Below are 21,900 nucleotides of genomic sequence, written 5' to 3' on the forward strand. Positions count from 1 at the left end.
CGGGAGCAGTGGGGATACCCAGCCAGACGGGTTGGAGCGCTGAGCTTCCGTGTCGATCGACATAAGAACCTGGCCAGCTTCGCGCTGCCGTGATGCGTCGTTCGCCCATGGACGGGGGACCAAATTGCATGCCAGTCCATTGTCGGATGACCCTTCTCTCGAGAGCTCTACCGGCGGTAGAATCGCTGGTATGAGCAAGCCGACGAGTATCAAGACCAGCGAGGAAGTGCGCGATCGGCTGCGTGTCCTCGCCGAGGAGCGCGGCACCACCATCACGGAGCTGCTGGAGGAGCTCGCGACGCGTGAGCTCACGGAAGCCGAGCGGGAGCAGCGTGCGGTCGAGGCGGCCCGAGAGCTCGGCATTGAGTACACCGAGCAGGTCCAGCAGGTCGGCCAGGACGCCTGGGCGAAGATCCGCGCCCATCAGGGCGGCGCCGCCGCATGAACCTGACGGCCGTCCTGGACCACACGGCTCTGGCAGCCCTGTACCGCGCGGACTCCTTCTTCACGGGCCTCTACATCGAGGCATCGCGCGGCACCGGCCGTGTCATCATCCCCTCCCTCTCCGTGCTCGCTGCCGAACGGCAGGTTGCGGGCGCTGGCAAGCACGCGGCATCCCTGCGGTTCGCGGAGAACGTTCCGTTCACCGCAGCGCACGCAGTGGACGCGATGGACTGGACAAACGTGGACTGGCCGGTGGCCCACGCTGCTGCGATCGCCTGGCACGCGGTCAAGGCGGGCGAGCCGCTCACGGTCCTGTCGCTGGAACCCGAGTTGTACGCGGGTACCGGCATCACTCCGCTGAACCCCACCTGACCCACGCCGTCTCAGGGCCGTTTCCCGCGGGAAACGGCCCCCCTTCTTGGTTAACGCCCGGCGCGCAAATGCGCCTGCCGGGCGACGACCAGGCCACACCAGCGGCTGCGGGTGTCCTGTTCGGGACTGTAAATCGTTCGGGTCTGTTCCGTAGTCGGTGGTAACGGTGAGTGCCCGCCTGTGATCATTGAGCGTGCATGATGTGAACACGCTTGTAGCAACGGTGTTTTCAGGGTTGTCGGCGTTGGTCATCGAGGATGTGGCGAACGGTGGCGAGATAGTCCGGGTTGCGGCCCGGACCCGGGATGTTCCCGTTCCCTGTCCGATGGGCGGTGTCGAGACGGGGAGGGTCCACGGGTATCACGGCCGGACGGTGCGGGATGTGCCGGTCGACGGCCGACAGGTCGTGGTCCGGGTGAGGATACGACGGCTGGTCTGTCCGGTCCTGGGCTGCAGGCGGCAGACCTTCCGAGAGCAGGTCCCCGGGCTTCTGGAGCGCCATCAGCGCCGCACCACACGTCTGACCGGCCAGCTCTCTGAGCTGGTCAAGGAGTTATGCGGCCGGGCGTCCGCCCGACTCGCCCGATCGCTGGCCGTGCCCGTGTCGTACGCCTCTGCCCTGCGGCTGCTGCGGCGGGTGCCCGTGCCGGAGGTGCGGATCCCGCGGGTGATCGGGGTCGACGACTTCGCCCTGCGGCGCCGGCAGAGCTACGCCACGATCATCATCAACGCCGAGACCGGTGAGCGAATCGAGGTACTGCCCGGCCGCGAAGCCGCCACTCTGGAAGCCTGGCTGTGCGGACATCCGGGCATCGAGGCCGTGTGCCGGGACGGATCGGCCACCTACGCCGAGGCGGTCCGCCGAGCCCTGCCCGACGCGGTCCAGATCAGCGACCGCTGGCACCTGTGGCACAACCTCACCGAGGCCGTCCGCAAAGAAGTCGCCACGCACAGCACCTGCTGGGCGAAAGAGGGCCCGCCCCCGGCTGAGGGGAGACAGGCCGCCACCACCCGCGAGCGCTGGCAACAGGTCCACGCCCTGCGCGAGCGCGGAGTCGGACTTCTGGAGTGCGCACGGCGCCTGAACCTCGCCATGAACACCGTCAAGCGCTATGACCGCGTCACCGAGCCCGAGCGCCTCATCCGCGCCCCCAAATACCGGCCCACCCTTGTGGATCCCTACCGCGATCACCTGCGCAAGCGCCGACTGGAGAACCCGGCCGTCCCCGTCACCCATCTCCTCCAGGAGATCAGGGACCTGGGCTACACCGGCAGCTCGAACCTGCTGGTTCGCTGCGTCAACCAGGGCCGTGTCGAGGCCGACCGGCCCGCCCTCTCGCCCCGTCGCCTGGCCCGCTACCTGCTCACCCGTCCCGACCGCCTCAAGGACCACCAGCGGGAACGTATCGAGGCCGCCCGCACTGCCTGCCACGAAATGACCGCTCTGGCCGACCTCATCCACCGCTTCGCCGTGCTGCTGGATCCCGCCGACGGCAATGCCGCCCTGCTGAGCACCTGGATCACCTCGGCCCAGGCCGAGGACCTGCCCCACCTGCATGCCTTCACCCGGGGCCTCGAGAAGGACCGCGCCGCAGTCGACGCCGCCATCACCCTGCCGCACCACAACGGCGGCACCGAAGGCGTCAACAACAAAACCAAGCTGATCAAGCGCCAGATGTACGGCCGCGCGAGCTTCCCTCTCCTCCGCCACCGCATCCTCCTGGGTTGACCACACCCTCCGTCACCACCGACTACGGAACAGACCCGCTCGTTTGACAGTCCCGGTCCCGGACCGAAAAGAGAGAAAGGGGAAGGGGACGGGTGGGCGGCGGTGCGGTGTGCGGCCGGGGGCAGGGCCGACTCCTGGCTGGGTTGCGCGTCGGCGACCCTCCGCGCTCCGCTCCCGCAGGACACGGGCGCTCGAAGAACCCTGGTGGCCGCGGGGCCGTGCTCACGAGTCAGGGCCAGACGTCGAGAGAGGGGGAGCATGTCAGTGCTCGTTCATAGGATCACGGTATGTCTGATGCCTTCACCGTCTTGTGGACCCACGACACATGCCGTGCGCTGCGCAGGGCCGGCCGTGTGGGGGAGCGGCCGCCGGTCGCGTTCAGCGGCGTTCATTCTTCCCTGCCCGCGTGGACGGGCGCCCAGGCGGGGGACGAGGTGTACGCGCTGCATGTCAACCGGCGTGAGGTGTTCGTGGTGAGCCGGATGCGGATCATCGACCGCGAGCGTCACGGCTGCTGCGGCACGGCCCCCGCAACATGGGAGGACCCCGCCTATCCCGGGCACGACGACTGGTCGATGCTCGGCGCCGAGGGCTGCGGCGCCGACGCGGTGCACGTGGACGCCACACCCGTACGCTTCGATACGCCGATCCCTGGCGACCTGCTGGCCCAGCTCACCTGGCGCAACCGCCGGGGCCAGACCCGCAACCTGAAGTATGTAGTGGACGGCCGTCTCGAGAACTCGGTCAGCCTCCAGGGCTTCTACCGTCTGACACCCGCCTCGGCCACAGAGCTGGCGGACGTCACCGCCCGCGCCGTCTCCAGCCGCTGACACACAACCACGGCACTGGAACACACCCGCGACGACGACCGCTGCGGTGAGCACCAACCCGCTCTTCCTCGCCCGAAGGCCCCGTCACCTACCCGCAGCGGCCTCCTCGCGCTCGTACTGGGTGCGAACCTCTGCCATGGCGCGCGGCCAGGCGCGTGTTCGCTGCCACGCCGCCGTACTCGCGCGCGAGCCGTGCGGCGATGCCGCGCGCGCCGGTACCCGCCGGCCGTCCGAAACTCGGCCAAGACGACAGCGACCGCATGCCCCCCCCCGCTGCGCACGGCCCGGACCCCCGCCCTGGTTCCCCCTGCCGTCTCCAGGACGCCGTCCAGCGGCCCGGAAACGGCAGGTGCCGATGTTCTCGGCCTCCGAGAACGCCTCCACAGTCTCCCGTCGTAGTGGGTGCGATTCGCAGTGCACGGGCCCGCCGAAATCGGAGCTCAACGGGGTACCGCAAACATTGCGCGCTGTCAGACCGCACCCAACGCTTCGCAGGCGGGCAGGCTTCTGCCCTGCTTGCCTCGGCGATGAGTTTGAGCCGTTCTCCCCGGACTGCCCAGCGGGCGAAGAGGCGACCACAGTTCGGGTGGCCGCGCCTCTGTTCGGGCTGTGGTCTTCATGGGCATTGGCCGTATCAGCAGCATTATTGCGTCGAGCGCTGCTGTCGGTCGGAGTCCTCTTGCGGTGCGGGGTGCTCACCCCTCTGCTTATTCATTTACGGACATCCGTCACACGATCGTTGGCGTGCACATGCATACGCGTGATACGTGTCTCCTCTTTGTGGATCTTGTGTCTTCGGTGTGAAGGCAGGGGAGGAGAAACGGTGCGTACCGCACGATTGTTGGCAATTTTCTCGACGCTCCTGGCGTTGCTGGGCGGGAGCGTCGTGACAGTGGGGGGCGTGGCTGCCGCAGCAGGCCGGGCCGGCGTGGTGAAGGAGGTGCCCGCGGGTAGATCCGCGAAGCCGCTGAAACCTGAGCGCCCCATGACGCTCAAAGAAAGACGCGCCCAAGTCGCCGACCTGCGCGAGCCTAAGGAGCCGGGTGCGAGCATCAGCCTCCCGGGCAACAGGACGCTCGAAAGCGACGCCGCAGCACCCGACGCCAAGGGTGCCAAGCAGGACCGAGCGCCCGCCGCAGCTGCGGCTTTGAGCCCTCCGACGAATCTGCGGGTCGCCCCGCATAAGTGGTTCGGCTTCGATGTGGAGTGGGGCAACACCAAGTTCGACACCCCGGTCGGTACCGAGTCGATCTACAAGGCCCTCTACCGGGCGTCGGACAACAAGCTGATCAAGCAGTGGTGCGACTCGGACCCGGACGGCTCGACCGACTACTCCGGAAAGACGTTCAACTGGGGCGTCTCCGACCCGACGATCCTGACCCAGGGCGTCGAGTACTACTACAAGATCGCCGTCTCGGCCGACCGGGGAACGCACTCCGACCCCCTGGGCAAGGGCTGCGCCACCGGCTGGAGCGCCGAAGCAAAGGGCCCGAACATCGAGGCCCAGGGCCGGCCGGTGTCCGTCCCCCTCGCGGAGACGTACGGGTGCGGTTGCCTGGACACCACCGGCCGACTGCCCTTCCAGGGCTACATCGGCGACCCGGTCAACACCGCCACCGGCGCCCAGACAGAAGCCGCCGTCGACGCCCAGCTGTACGCTCCTGGGGTCCCGTTCGCGCTGCGGCGAACGTACTCGTCCAACAACACGTCATCCGGCGTCCTGGGCAAGGGCTGGTCCTTCGCCTACGACGTACGCCTCCAGGTGTCGGACACCAAGGTGGTCTACTCCGCCGACAGCGGTGCACGCATCACCTTCACCAAGAACGCCACCTCTGGTGCCTACACGGCCTCCTCGCTCGGCGTCACCGCAACCCTGACCGGCTCGGCGAGCAGCGGGTTCACACTGACCAGCGGCACACGGGAAAAGCTCACCTTCAACGGCACCGGCCGGCTCACCGGATGGCGGGACGCCAGCGGAGTCGGCCTGACCTTCACGTACTCGGGCACAGACCTGGCGTCGGTAAAGGACGCCGGCGGCCGAGTGGTGAAACTGACCGTCGATCCGGCCACCCACCTGCTGGAAGCAGTCGAGCTCCCCGGCGGCCAGAGCGTCGACTACGGCTACACCGACGGACTCCTCACCTCCGTGAAGGGAACCGACGGCGGAACCACTGTCTACGCCTATGACGCCGACGACTTGCTCGCCCGCGTCACGGACCCGGCCGGCCGCACGACGATGCAGGCCAAGTACGACAGCAGCGGCCGCGTCACCGAGCACACCGACGCCGACGGCAAGAAGGCCACGTTCTCCCGAGCGACGCTGGAGACCGACTACCAGGATCCGGCCGGCGGCATCTGGACCGACGTCTACCACGGCAGCGTGCTGCGCAACCGCATCGACCCGCTCGGCAACGTCACGTCGTACCAGTACGACACGAAGCTGCGCCTGACGGCCGTAACCGACCCGGCGGGACGGCGCACGACCATGACCTACGACTCCGCCGGTGGCCTGCTGAGCCGCACCAGCGCAGGCGTAACCGAGTCATGGACGTACGACTCCGCCCGCAACGTCTCGACCCACACGGACGGGCGAGGCGCCAAGACGACGTACAACTACGACACGACGCGGCGGCTGACCTCCATCGTCGGCCCGGTGGGCAAGACCTCCTTCACGTACAACACCCTGGGGCAGGTGGCCACGACCACCTCTCCCCGAGGCAAGGTCACCTCGCTCGGCTACGACGACAACGGCAACCTGACCTCGCGCACCTCGCCGTCCGGCGCCAAGACCACCTATACCTACGACGCGGCAGGGCGCCTGCTCACCAACACCGACCCGCGCGGCAACGTCTCCGGCGCGGACGCGGCTAAGTACACCACCACGTACGCCTATGACACCGCCGGGCGGCTGGCGAAGACCACGGCCCCAGCCGGGAACGCCACCACCTACGACTACGACGCGAACGGCAACCAAACCAAGGCGACCGACGCGGCCGGTAATGTCACCACCTTCGGCTACGACAAGTTCAACCGCGTCACCTCGGTAACCGCTCCCGACGGCTCCGTCGAAACCACGGCCTACGACGCGAACGGCAACGTCACCGCCGAGACCGACGCGGCGGGCGGGAAGACGACGTACAGCTACGACAAGGCAGGCCGCCTCGTCTCAGTTACCCCGCCCAACGGCAACGCCTCCGGCGCGGACCGGACGAAGTACACGACCACGTACGCCTACGACCGCGCCGGCAACCTCACCAAGACCGTCGCCCCGACGGGCGCGGTGACCAGCACCGTCTACGACGCCCTCAACCGGCCCACCAAGGTCACCGACCCGCTGGGCCGCACCACGACCACAGCCTACGACGGCAACGGCAACGTCACCCAGGTCACCGACCCGCTAGGCAAGGTCACCAAGTACACCTACACGGCCGCCGACCTCCTCGCGACCGTGACCGACCCGCTGGGCAAAGTCACCACCTACGGGTACGACGTCGCCGGCAACCGCACGTCCGTCACCACGCCGCTCGGCCACAAGACCACCTACGCCTACGACGATGACGACCGTCAGATACGGATGGTCAGCGCCCGCGGAAACGCCTCCGGCGCCACCCCAGCGAAATACACCTGGACCACCGACTACGACGCCGCAGGCAAACCAGTCAGCCTGACCGACCCGCTGGGCAACGTCGCAAAGAGAAGCTACGACGCTTCCGGGAACGTCACGTCCGTCACCGATCCAGCCCAGCGCACCACCGCCTACGGATACGACGCCCTCGGCCGCCTGACCTCGGTCACCGCACCCGACGCCGGCAAGACGGCCTACGCCTACGACAAGGCCGGCAACCGCATCCGGCGCACCGACCCGACAGGGCACGTCACCACCTACGGATACGACCCAGCACAGCGACTTACCTCCGTCACCGACCCGCTCGACCGCAAGACCTCCTACGCCTACGACGCGGACGGCAACCTCACCACCAAGACCACGCCCCGGGGCACCACCACCCAGAACTGGGACGCACGCGGCCTGCTGACCAAGGTGGACTACTCCGACACCACGCCAGACGTCACCTACCAGTACGACGCCGCCGGACAGATGACCCTGCGTGAGAACGCAGCCCTCTCCGAGGACTTCGTCTACGACAAGGCCGGACGCCTCACCAAGACCCGCGGCTTCGCCTACACCTACGACGCCGCAGGCCAGATGCTGACCCGCAAGTACGCCGACGGCACCACCATCACCTACACCTACGACGCCGACGGCCGCACCGCCACCATGGCCGCCGACTCCACCACCACCAAATACACCTACGACGCCGAAGCGAACCTCACCCGTACCACGTTGCCCAACACTCTGGTCGAGGAACGGACCTACGACGCCGCGGCGCGACTGACGTCCGTCAACGCCACGAAGGCGGGAGCGGTGGTCACCAAGACCGCGCTCGCCCTCTCCCCCGCCGGCCAGCCCACCCGCATCGACACCACCCGGGCAGGGGTCGCCGCAGGCGGCTACGACCTGACCTACGACAAGGCCGGGCGTATCACCGCCGGCTGCGCCCCGCAACCGCAGGTCAGCGGCTGCGCCGCCTCCCGCACCACCAGCTACACCTACGACAAGGCGGGCAACCGCCTCACGTCGACACTGGGGACGACGGCCACCAGCTACACCTACGACGACGCCCACCAACTCACCTCGTCCACCACAGGCTCCACCACCACCAACTACGACTACGACGACGAGGGCAACCAGACCAAGGCCGGAGCCAACACCTACACCTACGACCTGGCCGGCCAAATCTCAGAAGTCACCAAGGACGACGGCCTACGCCAAACCTTCCGCCACGACTCCGAAGGCAACCTAGTAGGCATCGGAGGCAGTCTCCCCAAGAGCCTCACGTGGGACCCCAACGCCCCGCTGCCCCTTCTCGCCACTGAGACCACCGGCCTGACAACGGTAAAGTCCCACCGTTACGACCCGCTCGGTCAGGTCGCCGCCGTGAAGGCCAGCAACGGAGACGTACTCTCCTACACTCACGACACCCTGGGCTCGCCCTTGGACGTCACCGACAGCACCGGCACAGTCGACCACAGCATGGCCTATGACCCCTTCGGCAACCGGGAGCTGAGCACCGGGACCGGAAGCACTATCGCACCGTCCTACACCGGCGCCTACCAGGACCCCACAACCGGGTACCTCGACCTCCGCGCCCGCCAGTACGACACCATCACCGGTCGCTTCACCCGCCCCGACCCGTACACACCCGACCCGGATACGCCCTTCACGCAGCCTTACGCCTACGTGGAGAACATGCCGACCAGCCGCGTCGACCCTAGCGGCATGTGCAGTGTCACTACGCAACTGAAGGACCTGTTCTCAGGCAACTGGTGGGACAGCGACTGTGAGAAGGAAGACCGCGAAACCGCAACCCTCCCACCCGCGGCCCAGTCCGCCAAGGAACTCTCCGACAAGGTCACCAACGAAGCCATCGAGGTCACTGGACAGGCGAGCCTCGGCTTCCTCGACGGCGTCACCCTCGGCAGTTTCAGCCATCTCACCGGAGCCCAAATAGTCTGCCCGCCGGCATATAACGTCGGACTGTTCGGCAGCCTGCTGTTGGCGCCCTTCCCCACCTCGGGAAGCCGGCATCTGGCTGCGGAGGGGATCGAGCATGCCACTGCTTCCGTATGGACGCGGATCGTGGCGACTCAGCCCGTCTATGCCGGAACCGTGCTGCCCAAGTCCTTCAATCTGCTCACCTCAAGCGGCCGCCAGATCTGGGTGCACCCCAACGCAACGAAGCACATTGCCGAGGAGATCATGCACAACGGCTTCTCCAAGAGCTTCAAGACCGAGGAGATGCTGTTCGGCCTCACCCGAGCGGTCGATGCAGCCACCCTGCAGGGGGTCCAGTACGGTCAGAGGGTGTTGAGTCACGGTTGGGAACTGATCATCGCCAAACCCAGAAATCTGACGGAGAACCCAGTGCTGAAGCATGCACGAAGGCTTGGGTGAGGGCCGGTGTCGTTCACGATCCACGGCGCTCGACCGCATGGAGGACACACCGTTGAGATCGACGAGTACGTCCCTCTGACCATTCAGTGGCCAGGATACGCACGCCTTCGGCAGACGCCGCAGACCGTCGTCCTCGACGTGGGGGCGTCCTTGGTCGAAGTCAAGACGGACCGCGACAGCGGTGAGGTGGTGGAACTCGTACTGGTCGACATGGGCCGCTTGGAAAGCAGCGATACCCCGCTGCTCGTTACCGGCACCGTGGAATCTGGTATTCCACTGCTGTCGTACGATGAGTCCACTCAAGACGACTCGGTGAGCGGAGTCCACCTTCACTCGGACGGGCTGCGCGTCCGGTTCAGGCAGGAGCGGACGTCACGATCAGTCGGTGACGAGGAAGCGGTATTCGGATTCTCGGAAACGGGAGGTCTGGTTGAGTTCGAAGTGCGACTCGGCCTCGACCGTATGGCCGAACTGCGGGCTGTGTGCGGCCTCGGGTGACGAATCCTAAGATTTCGGGCGCGCTGAGGGAGCGGGAGATGGGGAGTCGGTCTCCCCATCCGAAGCGGTCCTCAAGCCGCTACACCCTGGTGATCGTCTCCAGTTGACCGTTCAACGGCCCTCGATGAGGCGCCGCCTGTGCTGTTCGAGCACAGGCGGCGCCTCTCTGCACGTCAGGACGACGCTCTACGCCAGCCCCGCTGGGTGGGACGACGACGTCAAAAATGCCGGCGGACTGGGGCACACAGTGACCCGACTCCTGGATCGGGTCACTTCCCTGCTTGTCGGTCTTCAGGCCATGGAACAGCGTGAGCCGTACGAGGATCCAGCGCCGCCAGCAGGCCATGCGGTGGACCCGGAAACGGCTTTGGGCGGAGTGGCCCCTGCCCCTTGCGCCCGGCGATACCGTGGTGAGACACGCCAGTCACGCGCCCTGGAGTCCTCGATGAGCGAACAGCCGGCCACCACGGACACGGCTCGGCAGCAGCTGGAGCCCGCGGCCGCCGACGCGGTCCGCGCCTACGCGGCCAAGACCCGCGAGAACGCCGACCAGCTCGCCGCCGTCCTCGAAGACATCGCCGCCAACGGCCTGCCCCCGGTGGACAACTGCACGCCGTGGGAGGAACTCCGCGAGACCCACCTCGCCCGGCTCACCCGCCAGCGCCCTGCCATCGCCTGATGACCCGACAGCACGGCCCACGCCGCGCCCGGATCGCCTTCTCCGACGCCGCCGCCAAGCAACTGGAGACCATCACCAGCGAGGCAGACCTCCACGCCCTGGACCGCGCCCTGGTCGTCGTCTCCGTCGACCCCGACATCGGCGAGACACTGCCCGGCGACTCCTCCAGCCCTCAGCTGCGCCAGTACACCGACGAGGTAGAACGCGTACGCGTCCTGTACTGGGTCACGGCCCTGCGCACCGTGGTCGTCGTCGCGTACGTCGAGGTCTGACGCGCCACACCCTGGGGAGCAGTCCGGGCCCCGGCGGCTGCAGCCATCCCCCGGCACCGCTGGCCAGACGCCGGTCCGCGCGGACGGCGCAGCGCCTGACGCACGCATCTGCTTGTCGGGTTTTGTTATGGCTGATCCGGCTCCTGCCGCATTGTCAGTGCCTGGTCGTACCGTCGATGCAACGACCTGCGACGGTGAAGGCGGTGTGTGTTGGCAAATGTCGTCTGGCACAAGAACTTCCGGATTCTCCTGGACCTGACCCGGGACGACTTGGACCATCCGGAGTTCCCCGGGCTGTGGGACCTGATCTACACGGCGGACCGCTTCTACGGGCGCCGGGGCGTGCCGGTCAGCCAGCGGGACCTGCAGTGCGGGGGAGTGTGCCGCGACCTGGGAGTCGAGGCGCCCATGCATCTGCGGATGCGCGGCGGCCGACGCGAGGCCGTCCACGAACGCCGCGAGGACGAAGAGCGCCACAGCGTCCCGATGAGCGACGAGCACAAGGCCTACCAGGAACGCATCCTGCGCGCCGCGCACGAGGGCGGCTTCGGCGGCGACAGTGAGGTCCGCACCCGCGTGGGCCGTACCTGGATCCAGACCGACACCCTCGTCGAAGGAGCCGACGGCCGCCGCATCGGTTGGGAAGTCCAGCTCTCCACCATCGACGAGCGCGGCCTGCGCGGCGTCCGCGCCCGCGCCGGCAAGGCCGCCAAGAACGGCATCACCCCGGCCTGGCACACCGACCGCGCCGCCTACGCCCAGCGCAACGACACCCACTGGACCCGCAGCGACCGCCTCCCCGCCCACCTCATCGCCCGCAACGGCGACCTGCGCATCGTCTCCGGCTTCCGCGCCCTCGACTTCTGGCACTGCGACACCAGCGCCCTCTACCCCTGCCCCCACGGCATCCGGCGTTGCGGCAAGGCCCACGCCACGCCCAAGCCCCGCGACGTCTTCTTCGACGACATGGTCCGCCAGACCGCCGCCGGCACCATCGTGCCCATCCACTTCCGCGCGGGAAGCACCGTGCACCGCTACTGGGTGACCAGCGCCGACCGCGACCGCCTGGACGACCTCAACAGCGACGACACCCGTCTGCCGCTTGAGCGCGAGGCAACTCCCGCGAGCGGTGCCAGCCGCAACCGGCCCACCTGCCAGCCGGCCGCCGCACCGCTCACCGTGCAGGACCCGCCCGCTCCGGCCGGCCTTCCGCTGGCCCGTCCCCTCTTGGCCGCACTGCCGTTGCAGGCTGCCGCACCGCCGCCCGAGACCGCGCCCTCAGCCCTCGGACCGTGCGAAGACCAGATCCCGCAGGCGGCCGAGAGCACGACGGGACTGCCCACCGAACTGGTCACGCTGCAACAGGCCGCCGACGCCGCCCACCGAAAGCTCCAGCAGCTCGACAATCCCCACGAGCGGGACCTTCAACGCCAGGTGTGGCGCCAGGCCGCGGAAGCCGCGCAGGGCGCGGTGACGCAGTACGCTCGCACCAAGCGCCTCAACCGGTACGAGGTCGAAGCGCGCCTGCGCCAGCTCGTACGGAACCGCGGGCAGTAGAGCCGCCTCTGCTCGCACGGCCGTGTCCTCAGAATGGCCGACTACCGTCGCTCACTGAGGCCGGCGGGGCCTCCGCGCGTCGTGGACCACCGGCTGATTCCGCTCGTGGTCTGTTGATATCGACTCGCAGGCTGCTGCGCGGGAGCTAGCGAACGGTGGGATCGAGACTGGTCGTGTCGTGTCGTGCCGGGCGGGCTGCCAGTGTGTGGTTCTCGTGGCGGGCAGCCCCGCGAGTGAGTGACGTCGGTGGCGGCGATGCGCTGTTCTGCTCACTGGACGGCACCGGTCGTGGTCAGCGGCGGTATCGAACGAAGGCGGAGCCGAGGGTGGCCCCGCCCTTTTGGTCAGGTTCCGTGTCGGCGCAGCCTCTCATTGGCCGCCCGTCTCCAGTCTTCCTCGGCTGGTTCAGGTGGGGCGACTTGTTGCGGCTGGTTTTGTGCGGATCGCCTCATGGATTGCCCGTAGCGGTCGGTGTGCCGGTGGATCAGGTCGGGCTGGCGTTGCCCCGGCCATACCTGGAGGAGGAATACCTCCACGGGGTCTGTGACGTGGGCGTCGTGCGCTCGGTCACGGCCGCGGGCGTGAACGCGGGCGCGGTAAGGACCGGGCCCGAACGGTGTCAGCACTGGCAGTTCGGGGAGGGAATCCATCATGGCGGTGACTCTCATGTCACCCGTGAGGGATTCGATGCTGTGGTCCACCACCTCGTCCCACATCTCGGCAGGGTCGGGAAGTGGGACGGCGCCGCGGTAGATCTCCACGGTCACGTCGACGGGGCCGCTGTTTACGCCCGCGAGGACGACGGCGAGCCCAGGCTTGGAGAAGATCAGTCCGTTTTCCGGGTGGAAAGCAGGCTGCGTGTACTGCCCTGCGTCCGCCAGGTGGAAGGCGTGGTACTCCACCTGTACCTGACCGGACGCCTTCGCTACGGGTTCACTCATGGCCGGCATCGTAGGCGCTGCCTCCTCATGCGACGATCCATACGCGGAAAGCATCCCGCTCGATGACCCGGTTCTCGATGTAGAAGCGGTTCAGCAGACTGCCCGCGCTGCTGTTCTGTTTTGCCCGGATCATGCACGCGCTCCAGCCGTCGGGTCCAGTGACGTTCTGAGGCAGCGCGCTGATCTGGCACCAGTTGAACGTGCGGCCCGGATTGGGGGCGGGTTGAGGAAGCGACCCAGTGAATGCCCCCTGCCAGGTGGAGCGGAAGGGGTATTCGTCGCAGCTGTAGTCCGCCGGGCGCGGGTAGCCGCCGCTGGCTGCCTGCGGGCAGGCCGTGTTGCCGTTCTTGTCTCGAAGGGCCGAGTCGGTCAGCCGGTGGAGCGGTGCACCGTCCGGGTAGGCGCCGGGCAGACCGGACGCCTGGGCTGCTTGAACGTGGCGGGCGTATTCCGGATTGGGACCGGTGAGGCTGACGACGTCGACAGCTTCGTAGTCCGGAATCACGCAACCGATGTCTGTGGTCCCGGGGGTGGCGCTGTCGCAGCGCACGTCGAAGGTGGGCGTCGAGGTGACGCCTGATGGCTGCAAAGTCCAGGATGTGTTCGCCAAGCGGTAGCTCACCGTAGTGCGGCCTTTGCCGCTGTTACCCAGCACACGGCCGCTCTTCGGCAGGATGTCCCCGTAGGTCGTACCCGCCGTGGTGATCGTCTGGACAGGGAAGTCTATGTCGCCTGCGGCGAGCGTGCAGCTGCCGGCACAGGAGCCGCTACCACTGACAGTGGTGCCGCTGATGTTGCCCCAGCCGCCGGTCTTGTCAATCACTACCTGGTGAGCCCAGTAGGGCGAGTCGTGGCTGGTGTATATCAGGTCGGCCTGAAGGTACTCGAGTTGGCCGGTCTGTCGGCCGGTGCGGATGTCGGTGACTTTGAGGGTCCACACTGAGATGGCGCATGCGTCCTTGCGTGTGTAGTACCAGGCACCGTTTCCGGTGGCGAGGTCGTAACAGTAGTCGGGCATGGCCGCGGGGGTCCGGGCGGCCAGCCTCGACATGCGGCGATCCGTGATCGCACTAGCACTGCCTGGTTCGATGCAGGCTGCCTCGGGCTTTTCATCTTCGGCCCTCAGCTGGCCGGCGTCGATCTTCGTTTGCAGCTTGTCACAGCTGTTAGCGAGGGCATTCGATCGCTTCATTGACGGGGCCGATTGGGGGGCGGGCTCGGGCAGGGTGGGTGCGCTCGCGCGCTCAGCGTTGTACACGAGCGCTGGGGGGCGGGGTGTTTCTTCGGCGGCTAACGCCGGCGTGGGCAGCAACCCAACGGCCAGAGCAACCGCTGCTGTGCGTACTACGGATCTCATCGTGTCCTTTCGCGAATGATCGACCTGATACCGACTCACATGAATCGGTACGGCGGACTTCCGCGACACTAAGCTGCAAGATCACCGGCAACAATGGCATGTACACACATTGTCCTGAAGGGTACGGTCTTCAGCCGATCCCCGTTGTCCGTGTGCCATTAGCTGAGCTTCTCCGCGTCGGCTCCCATGCCCGCACCGGCCCCTTGCCTGCCGACACCGCCCTGATCCGTGGAGCCCTACCAGCGCCAGAACGGCTGGAAGATCCGGGCCGTGGGACAGGGCTACGCCAGCGGCCTCGCGGGACTCGCAACCGACTATGGCGTCGACGTCGCCCCTGAGCCCACGGCCCCACCGCTGCCCGCGCAGACGCGTACGACAGGCCCACGCGCCGCTTCGGTCGACCTGACGAAACTGGAACGACAGGCCCCAGGCCTGCTGGCACCCGCCCGCCAGGCCAGCCAAGCCCTCGCCAACCGCGGCCTTACAGGGCGGCACGCCGCCGTCTACCTGATCCTGGACCACGACTGGCACATGGAAGAGCTCTACGAGTCGTTCGCCGTCCAGGCCTTCGCCGAACGCGTCCTGGCCCTGTCGGCCAACCTCGACGACGACGGCACCGTACCCGTCATCTTCTCCAGCGGACGCGAGCCGTTCCTCGAGGAGATCCGGGTGGACAACTACCGCGGCCGCATCGGGCAGCTCCACACCCAGGTCGACTGGGGCTGGGGCAACGTCGCCGACGCGATGCGCCGCGCCGTCAGCCACTACCAGGAATCCGGAGCCGCCGATCCAGCCTTCGTGGTGACCCAGGTCGGCGACGAGCCCTGGGACAAAGCAGAGGTCCGCTCCATGCTCCAGAACACTGCTTCCCTGGGCATCTTCTGGCTCTTCGTCGGCTTCGGCCGCGGCAAGCTCGCCTTCTACAAGAACCTCAACGCCTCCGCCTCGGCCACCTTCACCAACGTCGCCTTCTACGACGCCAGTAAGAACCCCCGGCTCGGTTCCCGGCGAACGGTTCTACACGGGCTTGGTCGACTCCTTCGCTACCTGGATGCGCTCGTGAAGCCGAAGGCGGGGCACTGAGCCCGGCACTTCCCCGGTCCATGCCTGGCGACGGCTGGCAGATGCTGCTGACGTCCGTTGAACGAGCCGAGCGGACCGAGGCGGCGCGCGCCGCACTGCACTGGACCGCCGGCTAGCACGCGTGACCGGCGCCTGAGCGACGCCCCGCACGCCTCCGCGCCACGTGCCTCACATCTTCCCTGACCTGGCCTGATCTCCCCTTTCTTGATCACCCGGGGTGCTGATGTGCTGACGCGTTGTCAGTGCTTGCTGTCAGCATGACCTGGTGTGCGGGGAGTTGCTACGAGGGGGAGGCTTGCATGCCTTTAGTGCGGTCGTACGTGCGTTCTGACGGGACACGGGTTCGCGCGCATGCGCGGTGGGCTCCGGGCGCCAAACGGGAAACGATGATCTTCGGGGCAGTGGCCTTGGCCGTGGTCGGGCTGGGCAACAGCAACGTCTCCGCCGGGGAGGACGGGACCCCACAGCCGAAGTCGACGGTGCAGTACCCGATCCGGTTCGACCACGCCCCCGCCGCGCGGGCGCCACAGCCCCGCCCGACCGTCTCGTACCCGATCCGGTGGCAGCGGTGACCCGCCGGCGGCCGCCCACGCGGCGGCGCAACCGGCGGCCCAGCCGACGGCAGCAGCAACGCGACGCCCAGCTACTCCTCTACGCCGCGGCAGCTGCGGCCGGCATCACGTTGGTGGTGATGGTCGTCAACTGGCTGCTGACCCACTGGTGGGTCCTCGTCGTCGTCCTGGTGCTCGCCGTCCTCGCGGGCGCCGGCTGGCTCTACAACCGACAGCAGCAGGCTCAGTGGGAGGCGGTACGGGCGCAGGGACTGCGCTACGGACTGCCCCAGCTGGACGCACTGCACCACGCCCGGTTCGAGGACGCCATACGGGACCTGATGCAGCGCGACGGCTGCCACGACGCCCAGCGAGTCGGCGGCCGCGGCGACCTCGGCGCCGACGTGAAAGCCACCGACCCCTACGGGCGGCGCTGGGTGATCCAGTGCAAGCACCGCCGCAACGGCGCCCACGGCTCACCGGTCGGCACACCCGACCTCCAGGTCCTCAACGGAACAGCCCGCCAGGTCCACGGCGCCGACGTCGCCGTGATCGTCACCAACGGACGGGTGACCGGCCCGGCGGTCACCTTCGCCAAGCAACAGCGGCTGCACGTCGTCGACCGCCAGACCCTGGCCGCCTGGGCATCCGGATCCCGCCCCCTGTGGGAGCTCCTGCGCGCAGTGCCGCCCCCGCGCCGTCCGACGTCGCTGAGCTGAATCACCGGACGCCGGGGCCAGGCCTGCGGCTGTCTGGTTCGGGAGGTCGTCCCTCGCGTGGCGGGTGCCGGCCGGGCAGGGGGCCGGCTGCGCGGCGGGTGCTGGGGACGGGCGCGTGCAGGAAGGGCGGTGGGGGGGGGCAAGGCTGGACAGGGTCAAGATCTGGGACGACGTGCCTGAGATGGACGGCCCCCACTGGCCGATGCGGAGGGGGGTAGAGGGCTGCGTGGCGACCAGTGGCCGGCCAGCTGTTGTGGTGCTCTCCACGCGTGCCCCTCCTTCGTATGCCCTGGTGAGCGGCAGAGCCGACGCCCTCGGAGAAGGGAGCCGGCTCTGGTGCAGGTCCTGCGCCAACACGAGCCTGCGGTGTTCTGCCGGCGACAGCTGGTGGGAGCCGTAGCGATCTGCCGTGCAGTGCCTCAGCCAATTGCGGGCCGAGTTGCATTTCAACCGTCGCAATTTGCAGGCGATTTATCCAGCGCCGACGACGTTGTGCCTGGTCAAGGCCATGGATGCCAATGAGCCAACCCACCACGAAGTGATCACCGGTGCGGAATATGTGCAGGTCAACGGCCCTCTGCGCCCGGGAAACGGTGCCGCACTGTAGTGAGGACGCCGGTGGGCGGCCTCATCGGTGCAGGTCGGGCGCGTGTCCGTGTGCGGTGCTGGGGCCAAAGGAGGCGGGCGCAGACCGCGCGTGCCGCCGTCCGTGCCCGTATGCAGGCGTCCACCCCACCCGTTCGTGCGTCAGACCTGTGAGCAGGAAGGATGCGGCAGACCGGGCACAGACACCGTGACGTCGAGGGCACCGGAAGCGGCCCGGGGAGACGAGCGTGCAGGGTTCCTCACTGTTGAGGGATGCAGTTGGGCCTACCTCTGGCCCCCGCCTGTGCGGGACCCCGCAGACCGTCCTTGGCCTGGCAAAGTCGACAGCACGGACCTTGTCGGGCGTCGCCAACCGCTCTGCGGTCCAGACAAGTTGGAGCCGTAGCAACCGCCCGGCGGCCAGGCCGCCGGGCGCCTCGCACAAGGAGCCGTGCCCTCATGGCCAAGGACCCCGCCACCACCGCAACGCCCCGGCGCTCTGCCGACACCCATACCGCACCCTTCGGCATGTCACACGCAGCCGTCATCATCGCCTTCGTCGTCACCGCCGCCGTGCTGGCCCTCAACGGCCAGCAGGTCCAGGACATCCTCCTCCTGCTGTGCGGTGCCGGCGCCATCGGCACCGCGGCCGTCGCCGGTGTCGTGCTGCCCACCCGGCCCGGACGGCGCCTGGCCCGCCTCATCCAGGCCTACCGCGCCTCCTCCGGCGAACGCTGAGGAACACGGCCATGGCCCGCCCTCAAAAGCCGCTGGACTTCAGCCTCTACGCACAGGCACAGCTCGCCAAGTACCTGCGCGATATCCACGCCCGAACAGGCCTCAGCTTCGCCGAGCTCGCCCAGCGGACAGTGTCCTCGCCCGCCACCCTGAAACGAGCCGCATCAGGCAAGGGAGTGCCACGACGCACGGTTGTGGAGGACTACGTCCAGGCCTGCACCACCCCAGGGCATGACCGCGACCTGTGCACTGACGTCGCCGTCCGCCTGTGGAAACGCGCCCGCCACGACGAGGAGCGCCCCGGCCGCGCCTACGACGAGCCGCGCCCCGACTACGTACGTGACTTCAGAGACCTCAGCGGAGCCCTGCGCGACCTTCACGCCTATGCCGGCTTCCCCTCGGCCGCAGAGATGGAGCGACGGGCCGGCGGCTTCAACGCCCTGCCCCACAGCACCGCGCACCGCATCATCAGGGCCCGCGCCGTACCGCGAACCGAGCACCAACTCCTCGGTTTCCTTCTCGCGTGTGAAGCACCCGAAGAGCGCCGTCACCTCTGGGTGGAGGCGCTGTACAAGTGCCTGGCCGGCCCAGACGAGAGCCCGCCCGCCCCCAGGCACAGGGAACTCCAGCCCGCCGCGGCTCTCGCCACCTCGGTCTGAACCCGCACCCACCCCATCAGTACGGATCCGAGCCCACCCCGCACTCAGAGCCCGCTCCCGACCCCCGCGCCCCCAGCTCTCTGCCGGCCCTGGGGGCGCGGGGCCGCGTGGCTATCACGAGTTTTCCGCCCGCCACTGTGCACCACACCCGTGTGACCTGCATGAACACTGTGACAGGCGTGAGTGGAGCGGCAGTTGTAAAAAAATCTTGCTCCCAGGCATCCGGATCCGGCCCCTCTGCGGCGTGTAAGGGATGAAGGCTCTCGGCCTTCGTCAACGAGACCGTCACTACGAGGAGGCCTGGTCGATGACTTGGTCGTACTGGGTAGGAGCGGGCGGGGTATCCCTGCCCGTGCTCATCCTGCTCTTCTACGCACTGCGCCGCGCCCGCGGCGTCATGGAAATGCTCCTGAAGGCACACATCGCCACCCGGGCGGAGCGCGAACAGCGCGCCACCATGGTCGCGATGGCCCAGTCCCTGCCCGACGGCGGCGCCGCCGCCCGCTTCGAGCAGGGACAGCCGGCCTGGCTGTTCCGCAAGGACGCAGCCGACCCGGCCGACCGGCACCGGGCCATCACCATGCGGGAGGCTGCGTGAGCGAGGCCGTCTGGGGAGTGGACTTCGAGTCCTTCGTCCTCGAGACCCTCGAGGCGTACTCCCGACTGGCCCGGGCCCAGGCCGGCGACCTGCACAGCGCCGAGGACGCCGTGCAGGACGTCTACCTGAACATGTACCGGCGGTGGGAGGAACTGTCCACGAGGCAGGGCTCTCTCACCGCCTACGGCCGCATGGCGGTGAAGAACGCCGTCATCAGCCAATTCCGCAAGAACCGGCGCATGGTCCCGGCCCCGGTACAGGAACTGCCCGAACAGGAATCCGGCATCGGCATCCCCGACGCCGCTTACGAAATCTTCAAAGAGGGTATCGATGAACTGATTGCCGAACTTCCCGAACGTCAGCGCCAGGTCATCACCCTGTGCATTCTGCAGGATTTGAGCCCCGCAGTGGTTGCGAAGCGCCTCCGCATCAAGGAGGAGTCGGTGAAGCGCTATGTCAAAGCCGCCGCCAACAACCTGAAGAAGTCAATCCACGAGTCCAGCGAGGAGGTATCCGCATGAACCAGCCATCGTGGCGCCAGCCGTCCGAGGAGCACGGGCCCATCCGGCTCCTCGCCCTGTGGCTGCTGCTCGAAGCATCTGAGCAGGCCGTTTCCAAGGGTCCTCGGATCGGCGAGGACCCTGTCCAGGCGGAGGGGGGCCAGCCTGCCGGCTGGCCCCCGGCCCCCGCCCCCTGCCCGAATCCAGACGCAGACGGACACCACAGAACTCAAGCAATCCGAGAACTGTGCACCCTGATGAAAAAGGAAATCCACGACTCTGCAACGCCACGGCAAACGCGTCGCATCGCAGAAATTCTGGAACTTCTCGACAGGGAAACCATGGCGTTGGAATGGTGGGTCAGAGCGGCGCGCAGGGGAGACAAAGACGCACAAGATTACCTTGAAATCCTTCATGCCGAGAGTGAAGAAGACCTACCGGCATGCCGCGAATGGAAAGAAGGGGAGTACCTTACTGCCAGGTCGTTCACGTCACTCGTAAGCGACCTCGCATGCCCATCCATCGATCCACGCGCCACCACTGACCAGGTCGAGCCCGAGCCTGGGGAAACCGGACTCGACCTGGTCGAGGGAACCCAAGCCCTGGTACGCGAGATCGAAAGCTTCCTTGCCCACCTGGACCACACCACCGACGGACCGCGATGCTGACCATCAGCGCTTCGCGCCCTCAGACAGGAGAGTCTCTGTAGACCACCTCGCGTAAGGCCTTCACCATCAAAGGCCAGACGACTCGTTGACGCGGCGGCCGCCCGAACAGGGCGGCCGCCGTTGTTTCTTTCCCCAGACGACCTCCGCGTGAGTCGTTTTACGTACCGGCCATGCCGTCACTGCTCCAGCTGCGGAGAACTCAGTCCTGTTGCATGATCACCTGACGTCCTTGTCGCCCCTTCCGGTCGAGGCTCCTGGCTTGACCCAGTGAAGCGATCGCTAACTTGGCAGGTGCCTCGCGGCGGGGCGCCTCTTCGTTTCTATGGCTGGTCGGTTGGTGGTTGTGAAGGGATGAGGCTCGCGAGGAAGTGCTGGGTTTCGGGGTGGGTGGTGTGGATGTGGGTGGTGTGGGTGCCGCGGGTGAGGAGGACGCGGTAGGTGTTGAGGGCGTAGGGGAGGTATTGGTCGGGGGTGAGGTGGCGGAGGGTTTCGTCGCGGCTGTGTTGGGGGCTGGATGCGCTGCACCACGCTCGGTTCGAGGACGCTATACGGGACCTGATGCAGCGCGACGGCTGCCAAGGTGCCCAGCGGGTCGGCGGCCGCGGCGACCTGGGCGCGGACGTCAAGGCCACAGACCCGTTCAAGCGTGTTCCAGTGCAAGCACCGCCGCAACGGCGCTCAAGGCTCACCGGTGGGCACACCTGACCTGCAGGTACTCAACGGAACGGCCCGGCAGGTGCACGGCGCGGACGTCGCAGTCATTGTCACCAACGGCCGCGTGACCGGCCCGGCCGTGACCTTCGCCAAGCAACAGCGGCTCCACGTGGTCGACCGCCAGACACTTGCCGTATGGGCGTCCGGCTCACGGCCGCTCTGGGAACTGCTGCGGGCAGTTCCACCGCCGCGCCGCGCATCGCCCACCAGCTGAGGGCAGGGTCTGGTCGGCCTGGGCTGCGGGCAATCTTGCACGCCGGGCGCCGCAGCTCAGCTGCAGTAGCTGCGGGATGGATGTCCTGCTCATGATTGCCGGGGGTGACCCAACAGCCCTGCGGACGGGGAGGACACCGAACTGAGGAGCGACATGGGCGCCTACGCCGAAGCACCACC

General features: G+C 67.7%; 20 protein-coding genes and 1 pseudogene. 19 read left to right on the forward strand and 2 right to left on the reverse strand.

Features of this window, described 5'->3' with window-relative positions:
* Positions 1 to 190 precede the first annotated feature (190 nt).
* From B1H29_RS36600 to B1H29_RS39755, 9 genes are all read left to right on the forward strand, one after another.
* Positions 191 to 445 (forward strand): hypothetical protein, encoded by a 255-nt coding sequence (locus tag B1H29_RS36600; RefSeq protein WP_055422272.1) that lies wholly within the window; start codon positions 191 to 193, stop codon positions 443 to 445.
* Positions 442 to 816 carry a PIN domain-containing protein gene (locus tag B1H29_RS36605; protein ID WP_055422273.1) on the forward strand — a complete coding sequence of 125 codons (375 nt, stop codon included), beginning with the start codon at positions 442 to 444 and terminating at the stop codon, positions 814 to 816. The genes B1H29_RS36600 and B1H29_RS36605 overlap by 4 nt, the downstream gene beginning before the upstream one ends.
* 193 nt (positions 817 to 1,009) lie before the next feature.
* On the forward strand, positions 1,010 to 2,545 hold the full coding sequence (locus B1H29_RS36610; RefSeq protein ID WP_079159910.1) for an ISL3 family transposase: 1,536 nt from the start codon (positions 1,010 to 1,012) through the stop codon (positions 2,543 to 2,545).
* A 287-nt stretch (positions 2,546 to 2,832) separates the two neighbouring features.
* Positions 2,833 to 3,375 carry a hypothetical protein gene (locus B1H29_RS36615; protein ID WP_055422275.1) on the forward strand — a complete coding sequence of 181 codons (543 nt, stop codon included), beginning with the start codon at positions 2,833 to 2,835 and terminating at the stop codon, positions 3,373 to 3,375.
* A gap of 985 nt (positions 3,376 to 4,360) precedes the next feature.
* Entirely contained in the window at positions 4,361 to 9,388 is a 5,028-nt protein-coding gene (locus B1H29_RS36620) for a DUF6531 domain-containing protein (protein ID WP_159027747.1), read from the forward strand.
* 6 nt (positions 9,389 to 9,394) lie between these two features.
* Entirely contained in the window at positions 9,395 to 9,886 is a 492-nt protein-coding gene (locus B1H29_RS36625; protein ID WP_055422277.1) for a hypothetical protein, read from the forward strand.
* 445 nt (positions 9,887 to 10,331) lie between these two features.
* Positions 10,332 to 10,565 carry a hypothetical protein gene (locus B1H29_RS36630; protein WP_055422278.1) on the forward strand — a complete coding sequence of 78 codons (234 nt, stop codon included), beginning with the start codon at positions 10,332 to 10,334 and terminating at the stop codon, positions 10,563 to 10,565.
* Positions 10,565 to 10,837 (forward strand): hypothetical protein, encoded by a 273-nt coding sequence (locus tag B1H29_RS36635; RefSeq protein ID WP_055422279.1) that lies wholly within the window; start codon positions 10,565 to 10,567, stop codon positions 10,835 to 10,837. Before B1H29_RS36630 ends, B1H29_RS36635 begins: the two co-directional genes overlap by 1 nt.
* A 210-nt stretch (positions 10,838 to 11,047) precedes the next feature.
* Positions 11,048 to 12,394 (forward strand): hypothetical protein, encoded by a 1,347-nt coding sequence (locus B1H29_RS39755; protein ID WP_234393216.1) that lies wholly within the window; start codon positions 11,048 to 11,050, stop codon positions 12,392 to 12,394.
* Positions 12,395 to 12,738: 344 nt separating this feature from the next.
* On the opposite strand, the gene B1H29_RS36645 is transcribed toward B1H29_RS39755, so the two are convergent.
* Together B1H29_RS36645 and B1H29_RS36650 are read right to left on the reverse strand one after the other, a co-directional pair.
* Entirely contained in the window at positions 12,739 to 13,335 is a 597-nt protein-coding gene (locus B1H29_RS36645; protein ID WP_159027746.1) for a hypothetical protein, read from the reverse strand.
* Positions 13,336 to 13,360: 25 nt separating this feature from the next.
* Positions 13,361 to 14,593 (reverse strand): NucA/NucB deoxyribonuclease domain-containing protein, encoded by a 1,233-nt coding sequence (locus B1H29_RS36650; RefSeq protein WP_234393217.1) that lies wholly within the window; start codon positions 14,591 to 14,593, stop codon positions 13,361 to 13,363.
* 327 nt (positions 14,594 to 14,920) lie between these two features.
* Here B1H29_RS36650 and B1H29_RS36655 point away from each other — a divergent pair, with 327 nt between their 5' ends.
* The 10 genes and pseudogenes from B1H29_RS36655 (at position 14,921) to B1H29_RS36690 (ending at position 21,721) form a co-directional block, all read left to right on the forward strand.
* A complete protein-coding gene (locus B1H29_RS36655) occupies positions 14,921 to 15,775 on the forward strand; it encodes a VWA domain-containing protein (protein WP_234393218.1) in 855 nt (284 codons plus the stop codon).
* A gap of 386 nt (positions 15,776 to 16,161) precedes the next feature.
* On the forward strand, positions 16,162 to 16,347 hold the full coding sequence (locus tag B1H29_RS36660) for a hypothetical protein (RefSeq protein ID WP_055422282.1): 186 nt from the start codon (positions 16,162 to 16,164) through the stop codon (positions 16,345 to 16,347).
* On the forward strand, positions 16,344 to 17,045 hold the full coding sequence (locus B1H29_RS36665; protein ID WP_055422283.1) for a restriction endonuclease: 702 nt from the start codon (positions 16,344 to 16,346) through the stop codon (positions 17,043 to 17,045). Before B1H29_RS36660 ends, B1H29_RS36665 begins: the two co-directional genes overlap by 4 nt.
* A 409-nt stretch (positions 17,046 to 17,454) precedes the next feature.
* The gene (locus tag B1H29_RS38330; RefSeq protein ID WP_159027745.1) at positions 17,455 to 17,652 is read left to right on the forward strand and encodes a hypothetical protein; all 198 of its coding nucleotides are present in this window, start codon (positions 17,455 to 17,457) and stop codon (positions 17,650 to 17,652) included.
* Positions 17,653 to 18,089: 437 nt separating this feature from the next.
* On the forward strand, positions 18,090 to 18,368 hold the full coding sequence (locus B1H29_RS36670) for a hypothetical protein (protein ID WP_055422284.1): 279 nt from the start codon (positions 18,090 to 18,092) through the stop codon (positions 18,366 to 18,368).
* A gap of 11 nt (positions 18,369 to 18,379) precedes the next feature.
* Positions 18,380 to 19,027, forward strand: coding sequence for a helix-turn-helix domain-containing protein (locus tag B1H29_RS36675; protein WP_055422285.1), 648 nt, complete (start codon positions 18,380 to 18,382; stop codon positions 19,025 to 19,027).
* A 307-nt stretch (positions 19,028 to 19,334) separates the two neighbouring features.
* Positions 19,335 to 19,625 (forward strand): hypothetical protein, encoded by a 291-nt coding sequence (locus tag B1H29_RS36680; protein ID WP_055422286.1) that lies wholly within the window; start codon positions 19,335 to 19,337, stop codon positions 19,623 to 19,625.
* Entirely contained in the window at positions 19,622 to 20,146 is a 525-nt protein-coding gene (locus B1H29_RS36685) for an RNA polymerase sigma factor (RefSeq protein ID WP_055422287.1), read from the forward strand. The genes B1H29_RS36680 and B1H29_RS36685 overlap by 4 nt, the downstream gene beginning before the upstream one ends.
* Positions 20,143 to 20,793, forward strand: coding sequence for a hypothetical protein (locus tag B1H29_RS38335; protein WP_159027744.1), 651 nt, complete (start codon positions 20,143 to 20,145; stop codon positions 20,791 to 20,793). The genes B1H29_RS36685 and B1H29_RS38335 overlap by 4 nt, the downstream gene beginning before the upstream one ends.
* Before the next feature lie 558 nt (positions 20,794 to 21,351).
* Positions 21,352 to 21,721 (forward strand): annotated as a pseudogene (locus tag B1H29_RS36690) (restriction endonuclease).
* Positions 21,722 to 21,900 lie beyond the last annotated feature (179 nt).

The organism is Streptomyces pactum (assembly GCF_002005225.1).
GTDB lineage: Bacteria > Actinomycetota > Actinomycetes > Streptomycetales > Streptomycetaceae > Streptomyces > Streptomyces pactum_A.

Bases quoted from the DNA above. Each gene is read 5' to 3' on its own strand.
- B1H29_RS36660 (WP_055422282.1), top strand. From the start codon at position 16,162: ATGATCTTCGGGGCAGTGGCCTTGGCCGTGGTCGGGCTGGGCAACAGC.
- B1H29_RS36675 (WP_055422285.1), top strand. From the start codon at position 18,380: ATGGCCCGCCCTCAAAAGCCGCTGGACTTCAGCCTCTACGCACAGGCA.
- B1H29_RS38335 (WP_159027744.1), top strand. From the start codon at position 20,143: ATGAACCAGCCATCGTGGCGCCAGCCGTCCGAGGAGCACGGGCCCATC.
- B1H29_RS36600 (WP_055422272.1), top strand. From the start codon at position 191: ATGAGCAAGCCGACGAGTATCAAGACCAGCGAGGAAGTGCGCGATCGG.
- B1H29_RS36630 (WP_055422278.1), top strand. From the start codon at position 10,332: ATGAGCGAACAGCCGGCCACCACGGACACGGCTCGGCAGCAGCTGGAG.
- B1H29_RS36620 (WP_159027747.1), top strand. From the start codon at position 4,361: ATGACGCTCAAAGAAAGACGCGCCCAAGTCGCCGACCTGCGCGAGCCT.
- B1H29_RS36680 (WP_055422286.1), top strand. From the start codon at position 19,335: ATGACTTGGTCGTACTGGGTAGGAGCGGGCGGGGTATCCCTGCCCGTG.
- B1H29_RS36645 (WP_159027746.1), bottom strand. From the start codon at position 13,335: ATGAGTGAACCCGTAGCGAAGGCGTCCGGTCAGGTACAGGTGGAGTAC.
- B1H29_RS36635 (WP_055422279.1), top strand. From the start codon at position 10,565: ATGACCCGACAGCACGGCCCACGCCGCGCCCGGATCGCCTTCTCCGAC.
- B1H29_RS36605 (WP_055422273.1), top strand. From the start codon at position 442: ATGAACCTGACGGCCGTCCTGGACCACACGGCTCTGGCAGCCCTGTAC.
- B1H29_RS36670 (WP_055422284.1), top strand. From the start codon at position 18,090: ATGGCCAAGGACCCCGCCACCACCGCAACGCCCCGGCGCTCTGCCGAC.
- B1H29_RS36615 (WP_055422275.1), top strand. From the start codon at position 2,833: ATGTCTGATGCCTTCACCGTCTTGTGGACCCACGACACATGCCGTGCG.